Raw genomic sequence first — 17674 nt, 5'->3', positions numbered from 1 at the left:
CCTTGGGTCTTAAGATCCATCCGCAAAATGGAACTCTGGTGGGCCCGAGTGGGCTCGAACCACCGACCTTACGATTATCAGTCGTACGCTCTAGCCAGCTGAGCTACGGGCCCATGCGAAGGTATTCTCTTGGTGGAGATAGTCGGGATCGAACCGGCGACCTCCTGCTTGCAAGGCAGGCGCTCTCCCAGCTGAGCTATATCCCCGTGCTATCTGTCGTTCCGCCTGCCGGCGTATACCCTCTAAATTAAACAATGAACAAACTCAGTCCCATTCGGCTGACCAGGATGTTACAGCCAAGCCCGTAGGCTCGCTGAGGTCTCCTTAGAAAGGAGGTGATCCAGCCGCTCGTTCTCGAACGGCTACCTTGTTACGACTTCACCCCAATTATCGAACCCACCTTCGACTGCGCCCTCCGAATGGTTAGGCTACAGGCTTCGGGTGTTCCCGACTCTCATGGTGTGACGGGCGGTGTGTACAAGGCCCGGGAACGTATTCACCGCAGCATGCTGATCTGCGATTACTAGCGATTCCGACTTCATGTGGGCGGGTTGCAGCCCACAATCTGAACTGGGACGGCTTTTAGGGGTTCGCTCCACCTTGCGGTTTCGCATCCCTCTGTTGACCGCCATTGTATTACGTGTGTAGCCCAGGACATAAGGGGCATGATGATTTGACGTCGTCCCCACCTTCCTCCGTTTTGTCAACGGCAGTCTCGCTAGAGTGCTCTTGCGTAGCAACTAACAATAGGGGTTGCGCTCGTTGCGGGACTTAACCCAACATCTCACGACACGAGCTGACGACAACCATGCACCACCTGTCTCTACTTTCCCCGAAGGGCACCTAACATATCTCTATCTCGTTAGTAGGATGTCAAGCCCTGGTAAGGTTCTTCGCGTTGCTTCGAATTAAACCACATAATCCACCGCTTGTGCGGGCCCCCGTCAATTCCTTTGAGTTTCAACCTTGCGATCGTACTCCCCAGGTGGAATACTTATTGTGTTAACTGCGGCACGCAGGGGGTCAGTCCCCGCACACCTAGTATTCATCGTTTACAGCGTGGACTACCAGGGTATCTAATCCTGTTTGCTCCCCACGCTTTCGCGCCTCACCGTCAGTTGTCGTCCAGCAATCCGCCTTCGCCACTGGTGTTCCTCCTAATATCTACGCATTTCACCGCTACACTAGGAATTCCGATTGCCTCTCCGATACTCAAGAAAAACAGTTTCAAATGCAGTTCACGAGTTGAGCCCGTGGATTTCACATCTGACTTGCCTTCCCGGCTACACGCCCTTTACACCCAGTAAATCCGGACAACGCTTGCCACCTACGTATTACCGCGGCTGCTGGCACGTAGTTAGCCGTGGCTTATTCGTCAGGTACCGTCTTCTACTCGTCCCTGACAAAAGAAGTTTACAACCCGAAAGCCTTCTTCCTTCACGCGGCGTTGCTGGGTCAGGCTTGCGCCCATTGCCCAATATTCCCCACTGCTGCCTCCCGTAGGAGTCTGGGCCGTATCTCAGTCCCAATGTGGCCGGTCAACCTCTCAGTCCGGCTACTGATCGTCGCCTTGGTGGGCCGTTACCTCACCAACTAGCTAATCAGACGCGAGGCCATCTTTCAGCGATAAATCTTTGACATCAAGGCCATGCGACCCCAATGTGTCATGCGGTATTAGCAGTCGTTTCCAACTGTTGTCCCCCTCTGAAAGGCAGGTTCCTCACGCGTTACTCACCCGTCCGCCACTGTCCTCTACTTCACTTGGACGAATCCTCGATCCGTAGATTCTCGTTCGACTTGCATGTGTTAAGCACGCCGCCAGCGTTCGTCCTGAGCCAGGATCAAACTCTCTATAAATCGTATCAACACAGCGTCTCCGCTGAGCTAATCTCGTTACAGAGCTATTTGTCATAGCTTCAAAAACTTTTTATACTTAGCTTCGCAGGTAATTGACTTAACCCTGCTCCACCAAGTTTCGTCGCACATTTTCATGTGCTCCCGTCTGGTGCTTTTGTTCGTTCATTGTTTAATTTACAAGATACACGCCCGCTTCTGCGGAACATTCATTATTTTACCACAAACGCTTTGCATTGTCAAGAACTTTTTTCAAGGTTTTTAACTTTTTATCGAAAGCCTTTATGGTTGCCGCCCTTGCGGACAGCTTATTTAGGATACCACTCACGAGGACGTTTGTCAAGAACTTTTTTCGGCTCTTTTCGAACTTTTTCGCTTCGGTCCCCCGCCGCTCACCTCCCGGCGAACAGCTTGTTTACTTTACCACACTCCCCTCTCCTTGTCAACGACTTTTTTCCTTATTTTCAACTTTTTTCAACGCTTTGTAATCCCTGTCAAAATCTGGGCTTATATCTTCCCTGCCATCGTACACTTTTCCTTCCCTTGACATTTATGATACACTATTCCTATATTGGACGAATGTTGGACAGGGTTCGGCATGGGGTGGACAGTCCAAAAGCGTTCTGTTTCTGTCCGATTCCCTCCGCTCCGCAGAAGTTTCTCTCACCAGCGTTTTCAGCCGGAGTGTACGCCATAGGTGGACACGATATCTATTTCGTTTTGACCGATTCATCCTCCTGCGGATCCACGATGCCCTATCATGATATCTCTATGATATCCTTATTCCATGTAGCTTACCCGCTGCTTTGTTTGCATCTCTTCCTCGATCTCCATTCGCTCCCTCTCCTGTTTTTACATCCCCCATTACAATAATGTGAGGTTTCCTATGAACGATTTTTTCACCGGCGTGCTGCCATGGCTTCTCTGGGTCGGACGCATCGCTCTGTCCGCCGTGGCGGTCCTGCTTTTGATCCGCTGCGGGCGCACCTTACTCTCCGGAGGGAAACAGGAGAGCTGGGGCTTTCTCAGCCTCTCCAACGGCGCACGCTATCCGCTGTATCACTGGGAGAACATGATCGGCCGGGCCAGACAGGCGGATATTCGCATCAATTTCCCATCCGTCTCCCGCAGCCACGCCGCCCTGTGCCGGGACAGCGAGGGCATCTGGCGCATCTACCCCATCCGCACCGGCGGCACGCTGCTCAACGGCACGGTGGTGGAGCGCCCCACCGCCCTGAATCCCGGCGACGCCCTCTCCATGGGCGGGGTGGATATCTACTTCTTCCCCGACCAGAAGCAGGCCCGTCGGCCGGTCCGCACCGCCGCCTCCCCCGGGACGCTATGGCTGCTGACCCTGTTTCAGGTGCTGATGTTCCTGCAATTCCTTCCCGGTCTGACGGCCGAAGCCACACTGCCGGTGTGCATCGGCTTCGGTGGGCTGGTGCTGCTGTCGTGGGTCTTTTGCTCCCTGCGCCGCACCGGCTCCCGTGGGCTGGAGGTTCTGGCACTGCTGCTGACCACCGTAGGCTTCGCCGTCACCGCCGCCTACGACTCCCACTCCTTATATAAACAACTGGCCGCCGTGGTGCTGGGTATGGGGATATATCTGCTGATGGATCGGGTCTTGCAGAGCCTGCCGCTGGCGTTGAAGCTCCGGTGGCCGCTGGTAGCCGCCGCATCAGCGCTGTTGGCCTTCAACGTACTGTTTGGGCAGCGCATCTTCGGCGCCAAGAACTGGATTGCCATAGGCCCTATTACCTTCCAGCCCTCGGAGCTGGTGAAGATCGTATTCATTCTGGCGGGGGCCGCCACGTTAGACCGCCTGTTTGCCAAGCGGAACCTCATTTTCACCATTCTCTTCTCCGCCTACTGCGTGGGGTGTCTGGCCCTGATGAGCGACTTCGGCACGGCGCTGATCTTCTTCGTGGCATTTCTGTGCATTGCCTTTCTCCGCACCGGCGACCTGCCCTCCATCGTGATGATCACCGCCGCCGCAGGCTTTGCCGGGGGCATCGTCCTGCGCTTCAAGCCCTATGTACTGGCCCGATTCGCCGTGTGGCGGCACGCTTGGGAGTATGCCCAAGAGGAGGGCTATCAGCAGACCCGCACCATGTCCGCCGTGGCCTCCGGCGGTCTCTTCGGCGCAGGGCCGGAGGAGGCGTGGCTGAAATATGTGGGCGCCGCCAACACGGATCTGGTGTTCGGCGTGGTATCCGAGGAGTTCGGCCTGCTGCTGGCCCTGTGTGCTGCAGCCGCCGTGATCCTGCTGGGCATTTACGCCCTGCGGGCCGCCGGGCGCTCCCGCTCCAGCTTTTACGCCATCGCCGCCTGCGCCACCGCCGCCATGCTGGTGTTCCAGACCACCCTCAACGTGCTGGGTTCCGTGGACCTGCTGCCCCTGACCGGCGTCACCTTCCCCTTCGTCTCCATGGGCGGCTCCAGTATGCTGTCCTGCTGGGGGCTGCTGGCCTATTTGCAGGCGGCAGCGCCGCCGCCCGTATCCGTCAAGGCGGCCCCCAAGGCTCCGGCTCCCGCCGTCAAGCCGCCGCAGGCCACCGGTTTTCTGGATGAACTGGGAGTCGCCACGGACGACATCTTCGGAAAGGAGGATGCCCGATGAAGCAAGTGAAATTCCGCTCCGTCCTGCTCCTGCTGCTGATCGTACTGCTGGGGCTGGGGCTGGCGCTGTTCTGCCTGCGCTACACCTTCCGGGGGGAGGCGTGGGCCTCCTTCTCCGCCAACGGTCATGCCTACACCGACGGCGTGGTCCGCACCGGTCAGGTGCTGGACCGCAACGGCACCGTCCTCTATGACGGCCCCTCCGGCGTCTATCACGAGGACAGCGCCCTGCGGCAGGCCACCCTCCACGCCGTGGGAGATCAGCTGGGGAACATCTCCACCTCGGCGCTGGAGGCGTTCCAGTCCCGGCTCATCGGCTTTGACCCCCTCACCGGCACCCTATCCGGCGGTCACAAGGTGTATCTCACCATAGATGCCGACCTCAGCCGAACAGCGTGGGAGGCGCTGGACGGCCGCAAGGGGGTGGCCGCCGTGTACAACTATCAGACCGGCGATATCCTCTGCATGGTCTCCAACCCCTCCTTCGACCCCGCCGACCCGCCGGAGATCAGCGACGACGACAGCGACTATGAGGGCGTGTATCTGAACCGGCTTCTGTCCGGTCTGTACACCCCCGGCTCCGTGTTCAAGGTGGTCACCACCGCTGCGGCGCTGGAGCAGCTGCCCGGCGTGGAGGAGCGCACCTTCACCTGCGACGGCAGCGTTACCATCGGGGATCAGGTCATCACCTGCCCCTACGCCCACGGGGAGATGGATCTCTCCGACGCCTTCGCCCGCTCCTGCAACGGGGTGTATGCCCAGCTGGCGGTGGAGCTGGGGGCCGACGTTTTGCAGGACTACGCCCGGCAGGCGGGGCTGCTGGAGGGCTTCTCCGTCAGCGGCATCCCCACGGTCTCCGGGCTGTTCACCGCCGGGAGCGGCGGCGATCTGGGCTGGTCCGGCGTGGGACAGTATGAGGACATGGTGAACCCCTGCGCCATGCTGGCACTGATGGGCTCCATTGCCTCTGACGACAGGGCCGCCACGCCCCGGCTCCTGTACCGGGAGACCGGCGTACTGGGGCTGCCCGCCGCCATTCCCGCCAAGGAAAAGCGGGCCGCCGTGTTCACCGCCGAGACCCGCCAGACCCTGCGGGACATGATGGCCCACAACGTACAGGAGACCTACGGGCAGTCCCGGTTCGGGGATCTGGCGGTCTGCGCCAAGTCCGGCACGGCGGAGGTCAGCGACGGTGCTCCTCATGCGTGGTTCGTGGGCTTCGTGGACGACAACACCCTGCCGCTGGCTTTCGTGGTGGTGGTGGAGCACGGCGGCAGCGGCTCCGACGTGGCCGGCTCCGTCGCCGCTCAGCTGCTGGAGCAGGCACAGAGTTAAAAAATATCCGCTTCCGGTGTAGTGGAAGCGGATATTTTTTACAGGTATTTCACCAGCTGCTCCATGGGCTTGCGTTCCGTGTGCAGCCGGGCGGGATGGGCTCCCTCGGCGGGATAGCCCAGCGGCAGCATGGCGATGGGGACAAGACCCGCCATCTCCGGGAAGGCCGCCGTCAGCTTCTCCGGGTCGAACATCCCCACGTAGGTGGTGCCGAGGCCCAGATCCGCCGCCTGCAGCATCATCTGGGTCACGGCGATGGTGGCGTCGATCTCGCCGTGGTTCTTCCCGTCATCCTCCCGGTTCCATGCCTCCGCCGGGTCATAAGCCACCGCCAGCAGCACCGGCGGATGGAAGTGGCAGCCCATGCAGGCGTCCGCCTTCGCCATGGCCTCCGGGCTTTGCAGCACGAAGATGCGCTGGGGCTGGTTGTTATGGGCGGTGGGAGCGTTGCGTCCCGCCTCCAGCACCTGCTGCAGCAGGGCATCCTCCACCGGCCGGTCACTGAACTTACGCAGGGAGTACCGCTGCGCCGACAGCTCCGCAAAATTCATATCCATTCCTGCCTTTCTTCAGATAGTGTCCCCATTATACCATGTCCCGTCGGCGGTTGCCAGAAAAATTTTCTGCCGGGGCTTGACAAGTGTGTGCCGGACGCATATAATACTCCACAACAAGTACACAGCACAAACCTGTGAGAAAGAGAAGTAGTCGGTGCGGCAATTCCTTCAGAGAGCCCCGGATGGTGGGATCGGGGCGGTGAGCGGCCGGTGAATGGACTTTTGAGGGCGGACCGAACGGCGCAGGCCAAGTAGGGACCGACGGGAGCCCCACCCGTTACCCACCGGGGTGCGTATGATGGTACGCAGAAGCGAGCGGACGCCGCTGGGCGTCAATTTGGGTGGTATCGCAGAAGCAATGGCTTTTGTCCCATGTGGGACGAAGGCCGTTTTTTTATTTTCCGCAGGCCCCGGCACGGCCACGGGATCATCTGCCGCCTGAGATCATTTTTAGGAGGATACCCGTATGAAAAAGAAGAATCTGATGAAGTCCCTGACGGCGCTGGTACTGTCCGTGCTGGTGGTGCTGAGTCTGGCCGCCTGCGGCGCCAAGCCCTCTGACGGCGGTAAGGATGCGGATAAGGACGGCTATACCGTGGCCATCATCAAGCAGATGGATCATGCCTCGCTGGATGAGATCGCCGATGCCATTGCCGCCCGGCTGGATGCCATCGCTCAGGAGCAGAACGTCTCCATCCACTATACCATCACCTCCGGGCAGGGGGATCAGTCGGTGCTGAAGCAGCTGGCGGATCAGGCCGTGGCCGATCAGGTGGACGCCATTATTCCCATCGCCACCACCGCCGCTCAGGTGTCCGCCGTGGCGGCTGAGGACAGCCGGACGCCGGTGGTGTATGCCGCCATCTCCGATCCCGATACCGCCAAGCTCACCGGCATCGACTATGTTACCGGCACCAGCGATGCGCTGAATACCGAGTACATTCTGGACATGATGCTGGCGCAGGATCCCGGCGTCTCCAAGGTGGGGCTGCTGTACTCCCTGTCCGAGCCAAACTCCACCAAGCCCATTGCCGAGGCCAAGGCGTATCTGGAGCAGCACGGCATTACCTGTGTGGAGCAGACTGCCAACACCAACGATGAGGTAGTGGCCGCTGCCGCCGCCCTGATCTCCGCCAAGGTGGACGCCGTGTTCACCCCCACCGACAATGTTATCATGGCCGCCGAGCTGGCCATCGCAGACGATCTGGCCAAGGCCGGTATCCCCCACTATACCGGGGCTGACTCCTTTGTCCGCAACGGTGCCTTCGCCACCTGCGGCGTCAACTACACCGAGTTGGGCGCACGCACCGCCACGCTGGCCTATCAGGCCATGACGCAGGGCATGGACGGGATGGAGGACTACTACCGGATGGACGGCGGCATCATCACCGTCAACACCGACACCGCCGCCGTGCTGAAGGCCGACTACTCCGTGTTTGCCCAGATGGCCCAGCTGGTGGAGGTCACCACCACCAAGGACTAATGCTTTCCGACTGACTTTCCGAAAGGAGCCGAATCATGCTGCTTGTCGTACAAACTGCACTGGAGCTGGGCTTTCTCTATGCGCCGGTGGCGCTGGCGCTGTTCCTCAGCTTCCGGGTGCTGGACATTGCCGATCTCACCACCGACGGCTGCTTCGTGCTGGGGGCCGCCGTGTCCGTGACCCTTACCGCCGCCGGGCATCCCCTGCTGGCCGTTCCGGCGGCCATGCTGGCGGGGGCGTGCGCCGGGTTCATCACCGCCTTCCTCCAGACCCGGCTGTCGGTTCCCTCCATTCTGGCGGGCATCGTCACCAATACGGGGCTTTACACCATCAACCTCATGGCCATGGGCTGGCGCTCCAACGAGAGCCTGCTGGGCAGCGACACCGTATTTACCCTGCTGCGCTCCACCGGGTTGGGCGGTAACTGGTATGAGCTGGTGCTGGCCGCAGCAGTGACGCTCCTGTGCGCCGGTCTGCTGGCGCTGTTTCTGGGGACCCGGCTGGGACTTTCCATCCGAGCCACCGGCGACAATCCCGATATGGTCCGGGCCTCGTCGCTGGATCCCACCTTTACCGTCACCGTGGGGCTGTGCCTGTCCAATGCGCTGACGGCTCTGTCCGGCGCCATGGTGGGACAGTATCAGAAAACCGTGGACATCAACTCCGGCACCGGCATCGTGGTCATCGGGCTTGCGTGTCTCATCATCGGCGAGACCGTGCTGGGCCGCCGCACGGTGTATAAGGGTATTCTGGCGGCGCTGGTGGGTTCCGTGGTCTATCGCTTTATCTACGCCGTGGTGTTTTACACCAAGGTGGTGCCGGTGGAGTGCCTGAAGCTGCTCACCGCCGTCATCGTGGCGCTGGCCATTGCCGCCCCCGGTCTGCGGCGCTGGGCCGCTTTTCAGAAGCAGAAGCACAGCCGAAAGGAGGCCGCCTGATATGCTGGACATCACTGCCATTTCCAAGACCTTCCACCCCGGCACGCCCAATGCCCGGCAGGCTCTGCGGCAGCTCTCCCTGCATCTGGAGGATGGGGAGTTCGCCACCATCGTAGGCTCCAACGGCGCCGGGAAGTCCACCCTGTTTGGAGCCATCGCCGGGAGCTTTTACACCGACGAAGGACGCATCCTGCTGGACGGTACGGATCTGACCTTCCAGCCGGAGCACCGGCGCAGCCGGGTCATTGGGCGGCTGTTTCAGGACCCCATGCGGGGGACCGCCCCTCACATGACCATCGAGGAGAATCTGGCGCTGGCCTATCTGCGGGCCTCTCACGGAAGTCCCTTCCGCCGCATCACAGCCAAGGACCGGGAGCGGTTCCGCAGCCAGCTGGCCCAGCTGGACATGGGACTGGAGGATCGGATGCACCAGCCGGTGGGGCTGCTGTCCGGCGGTCAGCGGCAGGCGCTGACGCTGCTGATGGCCACCATGGTGCCGCCGAAGCTGCTGCTGCTGGACGAGCACACGGCGGCACTGGACCCCGCCACGGCGGACAAGGTGCTGGAGCTGACCCGGCGCATCGTGGCGGAGCACCGCATCACCTGTCTGATGGTGACCCACAACATGGCGCAGGCCCTGTCTCTGGGCAACCGCACCCTGATGATGGCGGAGGGCTCCATTGTACTGGATGTCTCCGGGGCAGAGCGGGAGGGGCTCACGGTCAATGACCTGCTGGAGCGCTTCCGCAGCGGCGCAGGCCATGCGCTAGATAATGACCGGATCCTGCTTGCGTGAGGGGATGTTTTGATTGCCGCCGGGGGTGCTTTCGATGGAATGAGCCTCCGGCGGGTAACTTTTCCCGGTTACTCTTTTTTGCCTCCGGCGGCCCACTTTTCCCACCAGCTGGAAAAGTGGGCAAAAGAGCCGTTTGAAACCGATGGTTTCAAAACTTCCTTTGCTCTCAAGAGTTGCGTTCGCTATGGGCTGTAAAGGGAATTGACTCTGCAACAGACCCGCTGCCGCTCCCACTCAGGTGAAGGGGCGTGTGGGTCTATCGCTGGGAAATGACAGGCTATCTCTATGGTGATAGCCTTCAGCTGTCATGATACGTCTCGCTCTTGTTGTCTCCGACGGGTAACTTCGGTGAGAACGTGCCTCCGGCGGCCTACTTTTCCCACCAGCTGGAAAAGTAGGCCGTCGGAGACACGTTCCTTATACAAAAAAGCTACAGAAAGAAAGTCACCCGCCGGAGGCAAAACAATGCACATAAAATATTGAAAGTCAGCACAAGGCCCCCGGACGGGAGGAATTTTCACTCCTTCTGTCCGGGGGTCTTGTAATAGATCATCCAAATAAACAGCAGCCCCATCCCGCGGGTCATTCTTCCTGACTATATCTCGACATATATAATTAGGTGTACCATCGATGGCCAAGAAGCTTGCAGGATGGGCGGATTTTGCCTGACAAAGCCTTGTTTGCTCCCGCTCATCGATGGTGGCCTTACCGCTCCAGACGGTGCATGGCCCCGGCAGTCAGCAGCGCTGCGCCCAGGGGCAGGACGTCCTCGTTGAACACCACCTTCGGATTGTGCATGGGCTGGCCGTAGCGGGGGTCCTCCTGAGGTACCCCCGCCCCCAGCAGCAGGTAGGCGCAGGGCAATTCATAGGTGTAGGAGGCGAAGTCCTCGGAACCCATACCCCCCTCCTTCAGCCGGTAGACCTTCTCCCGGCCCAGCAGTGTCTCCGCCAGCGCCGCCATATCCTCCGTCAGGGCCGGATCGTTTTGCAGCGGCGGGGCCGAGGCCAGCTCCTCCATCTGCGCGCTGCCCCGGAAGGCAGAGGCGATGCCCTCCGACAGTTGGCGGATGCGCTCCATGATCCGGGCCGTCACCGCCCGGTCAAAGGTACGGACCGTCCCCTCCAGCACCGCCTCATCGGGGATGATGTTGGGAGCCTGTCCCGCCTGAAACCGACCCACCGTCACCACTGCCGGGGTCTTGGCGGGAAGCTCCCGGCCGGTGATCTCCTGCAGGGCCAGCCAGATCTGGGCGGCGATGCCGATGGGGTCCACGCCCGTCTCCGGCATGGCCCCGTGGCAGCCCTTTCCCCGCACCGTGATACGGAACAGGGTACAGCCCGCCATGAAGGTCCCGCTGCCGCACAGCACCGTTCCGGAGGGGGTGCCGGAGTGAACGTGGAGGGCCAGCGCCTCGCTGGGGGCCGGAGCTTGCAGGACTCCCGCCGCCAGCATGGACTTGGCACCGGTGAAGCCCTCCTCGTCCGGCTGGAACACCAGCTTCACCGTGCCGGAGAGCTCCTGCCGGTGCTGCATCAGCAGTTGGGCCGCACCCAGCAGCATGGCAGTGTGCATATCGTGGCCGCAGGCGTGCATACAGCCGTTTTCCGACCGGAAGGACAGGCCCGACTGCTCCTGTCCCCGGAGGGCATCCATGTCCGCCCGCAGCAGGATGCAGCGTCCGGTGTCAGTTCCGGTGACGGTGGCGGTCAGGCCGCCGCCCAACTCCTGCGGATGGTATCCCATCTCCGTCAGCCGCCCCTTGACATAGGCCACTGTCTCCGGCAGAACGGCGCCTGCCTCCGGATTCTGGTGCAGGCGGCGACGATCCGCCGTCAGCTGAGGCTGCATGGTCTGCGCCTCCCGGCGTAGTTCCTGAATATCCATGGTATTCGCTCCTTTTGTTGTTGGTTTTTCTATGATTATACACACTGTGGTGGGAGAAATCTTGCATATTTTGAAAACAGCAGCGCCGGAAGCAAATATTTTTTCCGGAGTCCCTTGACATCTTCTTCCGCCGGTGGTATAGTACTACCAACCTACCGAATTAGTAGTATTATTAAAAACGATCATCGGCCCTTGCCGCATGGAAAGGAAGCGCTGTTATGTCCCGCATTTATCCCTCTGCCGATCAGCTCATCGGCCACACTCCCCTGCTGGAGCTGACCCATCTGGAGAAGAAGTACGGTCTGAAGGCCCGGCTGCTGGGCAAGCTGGAGTATCTCAACCCCGCCGGCTCCGTGAAGGATCGTATCGCCCGTGCCATGATCGATGACGCAGAGGCGAAGGGCCTGCTGAAGCCCGGCAGCGTTATCATCGAGCCTACTTCCGGTAATACCGGCATCGGTCTGGCCTCCGTGGCCGCCGCCCGTGGCTATCGGGTCATCATCGTCATGCCGGAGACCATGAGCGTGGAGCGCCGCCAGCTGATGAGGGCCTACGGCGCCGAGCTGGTGCTGACGGAGGGCTCCAAGGGCATGAGCGGCGCCATTGCCAAGGCGGAGGAGCTGGCCCGTGAGATCCCCGGCGGCTTTGTCCCCGGTCAATTTGTCAATGCCGCCAATCCCAAGGCGCACTTCGAGACCACCGGCCCGGAGATCTATGAGGATACCGACGGCAAGGTGGACTACTTCGTGGCCGGTGTCGGCACCGGCGGCACCATCACCGGTGTGGGGCAGTATCTGAAGTCCCGGAACCCGGAGGTGAAGGTGGTAGCCGTGGAGCCCAAGAGCTCCGCCGTTCTCTCCACTGGCGTGGCCGGCGCCCACAAGATCCAGGGCATCGGCGCAGGCTTCGTGCCGCAGGTGCTGGATACCAGGGTCTATGACGAGATCATCCCTGTGGAGAACGATGATGCCTTTGCGCTGGGTAAGGAGATGGGTCGCAGCGAAGGCGTGCTGGTGGGCATCTCCTCCGGTGCTGCGCTGTGGGCCGCCATTGAGATCGCCAAGCGGCCCAGCAGCGAGGGCAAGACCATCGTGGTGCTGCTGCCGGATACCGGCGACCGTTATCTCTCCACACCGCTGTTTGCCGACTGAGGCTCTTCCTTTGCTATCTTCTTTTTCCTTTTACTCTTTTTTACCCCTCTCTCTGCCCGAAAGGGCAAGGGGCAAAGACCCGGTATCCTGTCGATACCGGGTCTTTGCTCTGTTCTTTTCCGGTGGTGCTTACAGTCCCAGCAGCTTCGCTTTCAGCACGGCGGCCACGGTCTTGCCGTCCTCGATCTCGCCGGAGAGGCACCGTGCCAGCAGCGTATCGAAGGGGAGGCGCCGCACCTGCAAAAATTCGTCGGCATCGGGGTGCGTTGCCCCAAAGGTCAGGTCACGGGCCAGATACAGGTGCAGCACCTCGCCGTAGCAGCCGGGAGAAGGCAGAACGGCCCCCAGCGGCTGCCAGCGAGTGGCCTCGGCGCCGGTCTCCTCCCGCAGTTCCCGCCGGGCCGTAGTCAGCGGGTCCTCGCCGGGCTCCCGCTTTCCGGCGGGGATCTCCAGCAGCGTCCGGCCAAACACATAGCGGTACTGCTCCACCAGCACGGCGCAGTCCTCGTCATCCAGCGCCAAGATCCCCACGCCGCCGGGGTGGCGTACCACCTCCCGTGTGGAGGTATTGCCATTGGGCAGGGACACGGTATCCACCTGCACGTCGATGATGCGGCCATGGTAGATCTCCCGGCGGGAGAGCAGCTGTTCGGTCAGGTTCATAGTGATATCCTCCTTGCATTCTTTCTGCAGTATACCACGGCAGAGGCTGTGTGCCAAGAGGGCTTCTCTATCAGCAGTGTGGCGCATATTTCGGGCTTGTAATCAGCGGTGGAACGTGGTATACTATATGCCACACTTCAGGAAAGGAGCGCTTCCCATGGAAAAGCGTGGCATTAAGATCGCCGCACAGAACCGCAAGGCGTACCACGACTACTTCGTGGAGGAGCGCTATGAGGCGGGCATCGAGCTGGCCGGAACGGAGGTCAAGTCCATCCGGGGCGGGCGGGTGAATCTGAAGGATTCCTACTGCGTGGCCAAGGATGGTGAGCTGTTCGCCCTGAGTATGCACATCTCCCCCTATGAGCAGGGCAACATCTTCAACAAGGATCCGGATCGGCCCAAGCGGCTGCTGATGCACAAGCGGGAGATCCGCAAGCTCCACGATCTGCAAAAGCAGGACGGGTATGCCCTGATCCCTCTGAGCCTGTATTTCAAGGACAGTCGGGTAAAGGTGGAGCTGGGGCTGTGCAAGGGTAAGAAAAACTACGACAAGCGGGACGCCATCGCCAAACGGGACGCCAAACGGGAGATGGACCGTGCCATGCGGGAAAAGAACCGCTGACGCCTGATAAAAAGGAGAATGGATATGAGCAACCCTATTGTGACCATCGAAATGGAAAACGGCAAGAAGATCGTGGCGGAGCTGTACCCCGACATCGCTCCTCAGAGCGTGCGGAATTTCATCTCCCTCGCCAACGCCGGTTTTTATAACGGCCTGATCTTCCACCGCTGCATCTACGGCTTCATGATCCAGGGCGGCTGCCCCGACGGCACCGGCATGGGCGGCCCCGGCTACTGCATCAAGGGCGAGTTCGAGGCCAACGGCATCCGCAACGACCTGCGCCACACCCGTGGTGTGCTGAGCATGGCCCGTGCGCAGGATATGGACTCTGCCGGCAGCCAGTTCTTCATCATGCACAAGGACTCCCCCCATCTGGATGGACAGTACGCCGCCTTCGGCATGGTCATCGACGGTATGGACGTGGTGGACGAGATCGCCTCCCAGCCCCGGAATATGCTGACCAACAAGCCCAAGAAGCCGCAGGTGATGAAGTCCGTCACCGTGGATACCCAAGGTGTGGAGTACCCGGAGCCGGAGAAGCTGCCGGACCCCTTCCACAGCTAAGGAAATAACCGTCCGGGTGGGGGCGACCTCACCCGGAACGGTAGAAATATACAGTCTTTTCCCATACTTCGATACGGGGCTGCACCGGTTTCGACGGGGGTGTGGAGGCTGGATAAGCGGGCGGCGGCGCCTGACCGCCATAAAACGGGCAACTTAAAAATTAACTGACAACAATCGTATTGCTGTCGCTGCCTAACTAAGGGCAGCCGTCTGAACCGGAGAGGCCACAGGCCGGGGAAGGCGTCGTTGATGTGGCGGACGTGCGGCGGGTAAGAGTTGCCCCGCCCATGCATCATGACTCTACCAAGCCGTGCAGTCTGGGCAGTGCCTGCACGGGGCGGGAATCCTGAATCTGTCCTGCGCCCGGAGAAGGTCTTGTTAAAGCGCTTTCGGACAGGGGTTCGACTCCCCTCAGCTCCACCATAAGTCCACCGTAATTTTGATAGAATTACGGTGGACTTTTTCTATGCCCGAAAACCGCTTGAAATCAAGACTTTTGCCGTTTTTGAGCATAAACGAACCCCGCCGCAGAGCGATTCTGCAGCGGGGTTTTGTGCTTTACATGGGTTTTGTGGCTTTTTTGTCGTTGTAATCGTTAAACAGCTGGGGTAATCGTTGAACTGCTGGAGTATTCGTTAAACTACCGAGGTATTCGTTAAACTACCGAGGTATTCGTTAAACAGCCGAGTTCTGACAATACTCCTTATGAGAAAATCGGCGATGAAGTGCGGTCGCTGGCGGATTTAGCGTCTTTTGAGATACCTTCGTCATGGGAGTGGTGCCGGGTAGGCGACCTTTTCTCAAATATGCCTGGGCTTGCGTACAAAAAGGATACCCTCGCTATAAAGGCGGACAAAATGATAAGGGTACTGCGTGGCGGAAACATCGGTGGAGAGCAGTTCTATTTTAAAGGCGACGATGTTTTTATCTCAAGTGAGCTCGTAAAGCCGGAGCTGTATTTACGGTGTGGAGCGCTGTATTGACGATGAACTGCCCTTTGAGATACCGGAAAATTGGTGTTGGGCACGGCTCGGAAGCATCTCTTCTTATGCAGAAACCAAGCAAAAAGTAAACGCTGCGAATGCTGATTCTGCTATATGGGGGCTTGACCTTGAGGATATTGAGAAAGGTGGCAGATTGATTGTACGCAAAACTGTCGGTGAACGAAAAGCTATAGGCCATAAGAAGCGCGGCACGACAGAGCCATTCCCGTGATCGTTCACGGCAGGGCGCTGATCGAGAACTGCTGCGATAATGTTGCAGGTCGAAAACGATCGCCATGAAACAGCCACGGATCATTATGATATATCCGCACCGGAGGGCTCAGTTTCCGTCCCTGTCGGCAGCTCCACCGCAATGGTGGTTCCCTTATCTGAGCTCTCCTCTACCCGGACGCAGCCGCCGTGGAGATCGGTGATCTCCCACACCAGCGAAAGCCCCAACCCTACGCCGCCGTACTCCCGGCTGCGGGACTTATCCACCCGGAAGAAGGGCTGGAAGATGCTCCGCCGATACTCCTCCGGAATGCCGTAGCCGGTGTCGGAAACACAGATCAGGAGCTTTTCCGTCTTCTGCGTGACGCGGACCCACACCGAACCGCCGGGTCGGTTGTACTTGACGGCATTCTCCGTCAGGTTGAAGATCAGTCGGTAGATCAGTGCATCGCTGCCGGTCATAATACCGTCGCCCTCCGCCGTCAGCGTGACGCCCAGCTTATCTGAGAGCGGCGCAAGATCTGTGAAGATCTCCTCGATCATGGGAGCGAGCTGGATCCGCTCGTTCCGCGCCACCTGCTGCAAATTGCTCATCTCCAGCAGCGTCTTGGTCATCTGTATCAGCCGTTCCGTCTGCTCACGCAAAAGCGTGAGGAACTCCGCCGTCTCCGGTCGCACATCTGGATGCTCTGCGGAAAACAGCTCCAGCTGCGCCTGCATCAGCGCCAGCGGCGTGCGCAGCTCGTGGGCGGCGTTGCCGGTGAACTGCCGCTGGGCGGCAAAGGCGTTGTTCAGCCGCTCCAGCATCTGGTTGAACGAGCGGCTCAGCTGCCGGAACTCCGAAATAGCATCTTCATCGATCCTCATATCGGCAAGATTGTTCAGCTGCACCTGCTCCACCTGCGAGGCAAAGCTGCGAAGGGGCTTGAGGGCGCGTCCGCTGACAAAATAGGCGAGGATGCCGCTGAGCAGCGTTACCGCCGCTGTGATGTACCAGTTGGTGGTGCGGAAGCGCCCCTGCGCCCCATTGACGACGATGGTCAACTCCTCGTTGGGCGCTATGAGCTGCGGGTCAAAGCTCTCCGCTCCGCCATCATTCAGGATCGCCGTGCCGCCGCCTTGTAAACTGTCCGCAATGGTGTCCATATAGTACACACCGGAGGAACACAGCAGCAAATTCATGGTCACGCAGGTGATGCCGATGAGCAGGACGGACATCAGCGTGATGCGCCACTGCAGGGAAAGCCGCTTCATGCCTCCTCGCCTCCCATCAGATAGCCCTCGCCGATGCGGTTGCGGATGGGGTCATAGCCCAGCACGGTGCGGAGCTTTTTGCGCAGGGCGGAGATGTGGACGCGAATGGAGTTGCTGAAGCTGTCCACGCTATTGTCCCAAACGTGATCCATCAGCTCCTCCTGACTTACCGGCCTTCCTTGATGCACCATCAGGTATTCCAGGATCCCCGTTTCCTTCCGAGTGAGCGTCAGTGTCTGCCCGTTGACGGTGGCAGTACGGGAGCGGGTGTCAAAGGTCAGGCCTCCGCAGCTTAGCAGCACATCCTGCTGGGTGAACTGCCGCAATGTCAGGCTGCGGATGCGGGCCTCCAATTCAGCTAAGTGGAAGGGCTTCGCCAGATAGTCGTTCGCCCCGGCATCCAGCCCCTGCACCTTGTCCTCCACTTCGCTGCGGGCGGAGAGGATCAGCACCTTTGTCTCCCGGTCGGTCTGCCGCAGGGTGCGCAGCACCGTCATGCCGTCCTTTTTCGGCAGATTCAGATCAAGAAGTACCAGATCGTAGCGCTCCACGCCCAAAAGCTCCAGAGCCTTCTCCCCGTCGTAGCAGTAGTCCACGCTGTAGGCCAGCCGCCGCAGGCTGCGGACGATGGTTTCGCACAAGGCGCGTTCGTCTTCAATAACCAAAAGGTGCATGAGAGCCCTCCTTTTACATTTCTTCATGTTCACATTGTTCTTAATTATAGCAAAAACAGATAA

Annotated in this window: 14 protein-coding genes, 2 tRNA genes, 1 rRNA gene, 1 other RNA gene and 1 other annotated feature; of the genes, 10 read left to right on the top strand and 8 right to left on the bottom strand. The window is 59.9% G+C overall.

Translation table 11 applies throughout. The annotated features are described in order from the left end of the window. Positions 1-36: 36 nt before the first annotated feature. The 3 genes from KJS28_RS01295 to KJS28_RS01285 form a co-directional block, all read right to left on the bottom strand. Positions 37-113 (bottom strand) — tRNA-Ile (locus tag KJS28_RS01295). Between the two features lie 17 nt (positions 114-130). Further along, positions 131-206, bottom strand: a tRNA-Ala gene (locus KJS28_RS01290). A gap of 122 nt (positions 207-328) precedes the next feature. Further along, positions 329-1857: ribosomal RNA gene (locus tag KJS28_RS01285) — 16S ribosomal RNA — on the bottom strand. Positions 1858-2740: 883 nt separating this feature from the next. Here KJS28_RS01285 and KJS28_RS01280 point away from each other — a divergent pair. Then, the gene (locus KJS28_RS01280) at positions 2741-4474 is read left to right on the top strand and encodes an FtsW/RodA/SpoVE family cell cycle protein (RefSeq protein WP_213541430.1); all 1734 of its coding nucleotides are present in this window, start codon (positions 2741-2743) and stop codon (positions 4472-4474) included. Continuing rightward, complete coding sequence (locus tag KJS28_RS01275) at positions 4471-5808, top strand: penicillin-binding transpeptidase domain-containing protein (RefSeq protein WP_213541429.1); 1338 nt, start codon at positions 4471-4473, stop codon at positions 5806-5808. Before KJS28_RS01280 ends, KJS28_RS01275 begins: the two co-directional genes overlap by 4 nt. Positions 5809-5846: 38 nt before the next feature. On the opposite strand, the gene KJS28_RS01270 is transcribed toward KJS28_RS01275, so the two are convergent. Next, entirely contained in the window at positions 5847-6365 is a 519-nt protein-coding gene (locus KJS28_RS01270; RefSeq protein ID WP_324614752.1) for a nitroreductase family protein, read from the bottom strand. A gap of 125 nt (positions 6366-6490) precedes the next feature. Next, positions 6491-6741 (top strand) — a binding site (T-box leader). Between the two features lie 90 nt (positions 6742-6831). Here KJS28_RS01270 and KJS28_RS01265 point away from each other — a divergent pair. Genes KJS28_RS01265 through KJS28_RS01255 form a run of 3 tightly spaced genes read left to right on the top strand, consistent with a single transcriptional unit; the run spans position 6832 to position 9582 of the window. After that, positions 6832-7848 (top strand): ABC transporter substrate-binding protein, encoded by a 1017-nt coding sequence (locus tag KJS28_RS01265; RefSeq protein WP_213541428.1) that lies wholly within the window; start codon positions 6832-6834, stop codon positions 7846-7848. Positions 7849-7883: 35 nt separating this feature from the next. Next, positions 7884-8786 carry an ABC transporter permease gene (locus KJS28_RS01260; protein ID WP_213541427.1) on the top strand — a complete coding sequence of 301 codons (903 nt, stop codon included), beginning with the start codon at positions 7884-7886 and terminating at the stop codon, positions 8784-8786. A 1-nt stretch (position 8787) separates the two neighbouring features. Continuing rightward, the gene (locus KJS28_RS01255; RefSeq protein ID WP_213541426.1) at positions 8788-9582 is read left to right on the top strand and encodes an ABC transporter ATP-binding protein; all 795 of its coding nucleotides are present in this window, start codon (positions 8788-8790) and stop codon (positions 9580-9582) included. Between the two features lie 705 nt (positions 9583-10287). Here the strand turns inward: KJS28_RS01255 and KJS28_RS01250 are convergent. Continuing rightward, positions 10288-11469 (bottom strand): M20 metallopeptidase family protein, encoded by a 1182-nt coding sequence (locus tag KJS28_RS01250; RefSeq protein ID WP_213541425.1) that lies wholly within the window; start codon positions 11467-11469, stop codon positions 10288-10290. Positions 11470-11687: 218 nt separating this feature from the next. Between KJS28_RS01250 and cysK the strand changes: the two genes are divergently transcribed. Next, a complete protein-coding gene (gene cysK, locus KJS28_RS01245; RefSeq protein ID WP_213541424.1) occupies positions 11688-12620 on the top strand; it encodes a cysteine synthase A in 933 nt (310 codons plus the stop codon). 129 nt (positions 12621-12749) lie between these two features. On the opposite strand, the gene KJS28_RS01240 is transcribed toward cysK, so the two are convergent. Then, positions 12750-13283, bottom strand: a complete 534-nt coding sequence (locus tag KJS28_RS01240) for an NUDIX domain-containing protein (protein ID WP_213541423.1) — start codon at positions 13281-13283, stop codon at positions 12750-12752. A gap of 157 nt (positions 13284-13440) precedes the next feature. On the opposite strand from KJS28_RS01240, the gene smpB reads away from it, so the two are divergent. The 4 genes from smpB (at position 13441) to KJS28_RS01220 (ending at position 15684) form a co-directional block, all read left to right on the top strand. Further along, a complete protein-coding gene (smpB, locus tag KJS28_RS01235; protein ID WP_021858967.1) occupies positions 13441-13905 on the top strand; it encodes an SsrA-binding protein SmpB in 465 nt (154 codons plus the stop codon). Positions 13906-13929: 24 nt separating this feature from the next. After that, the gene (locus tag KJS28_RS01230; protein ID WP_021858966.1) at positions 13930-14469 is read left to right on the top strand and encodes a peptidylprolyl isomerase; all 540 of its coding nucleotides are present in this window, start codon (positions 13930-13932) and stop codon (positions 14467-14469) included. A gap of 75 nt (positions 14470-14544) precedes the next feature. Then, positions 14545-14892: a transfer-messenger RNA gene (ssrA, locus tag KJS28_RS01225) on the top strand. 543 nt (positions 14893-15435) lie between these two features. Beyond that, the gene (locus KJS28_RS01220; protein WP_213541422.1) at positions 15436-15684 is read left to right on the top strand and encodes a hypothetical protein; all 249 of its coding nucleotides are present in this window, start codon (positions 15436-15438) and stop codon (positions 15682-15684) included. A gap of 83 nt (positions 15685-15767) precedes the next feature. Here KJS28_RS01220 and KJS28_RS01215 read toward each other — a convergent pair whose 3' ends face one another. Both KJS28_RS01215 and KJS28_RS01210 read right to left on the bottom strand, forming a co-directional pair. Next, on the bottom strand, positions 15768-16937 hold the full coding sequence (locus KJS28_RS01215) for a sensor histidine kinase (protein WP_213541421.1): 1170 nt from the start codon (positions 16935-16937) through the stop codon (positions 15768-15770). Beyond that, complete coding sequence (locus KJS28_RS01210) at positions 16934-17611, bottom strand: response regulator transcription factor (protein ID WP_213541420.1); 678 nt, start codon at positions 17609-17611, stop codon at positions 16934-16936. Before KJS28_RS01210 ends, KJS28_RS01215 begins: the two co-directional genes overlap by 4 nt. Positions 17612-17674 lie beyond the last annotated feature (63 nt).

The sequence above is a fragment of the Vescimonas coprocola genome, assembly GCF_018408575.1.
Taxonomy (GTDB): domain Bacteria; phylum Bacillota; class Clostridia; order Oscillospirales; family Oscillospiraceae; genus Vescimonas; species Vescimonas coprocola.
The sequence above is the reverse complement of the archived record's forward strand: the minus strand, read 5'-3'. Positions and strand labels throughout refer to the sequence as shown.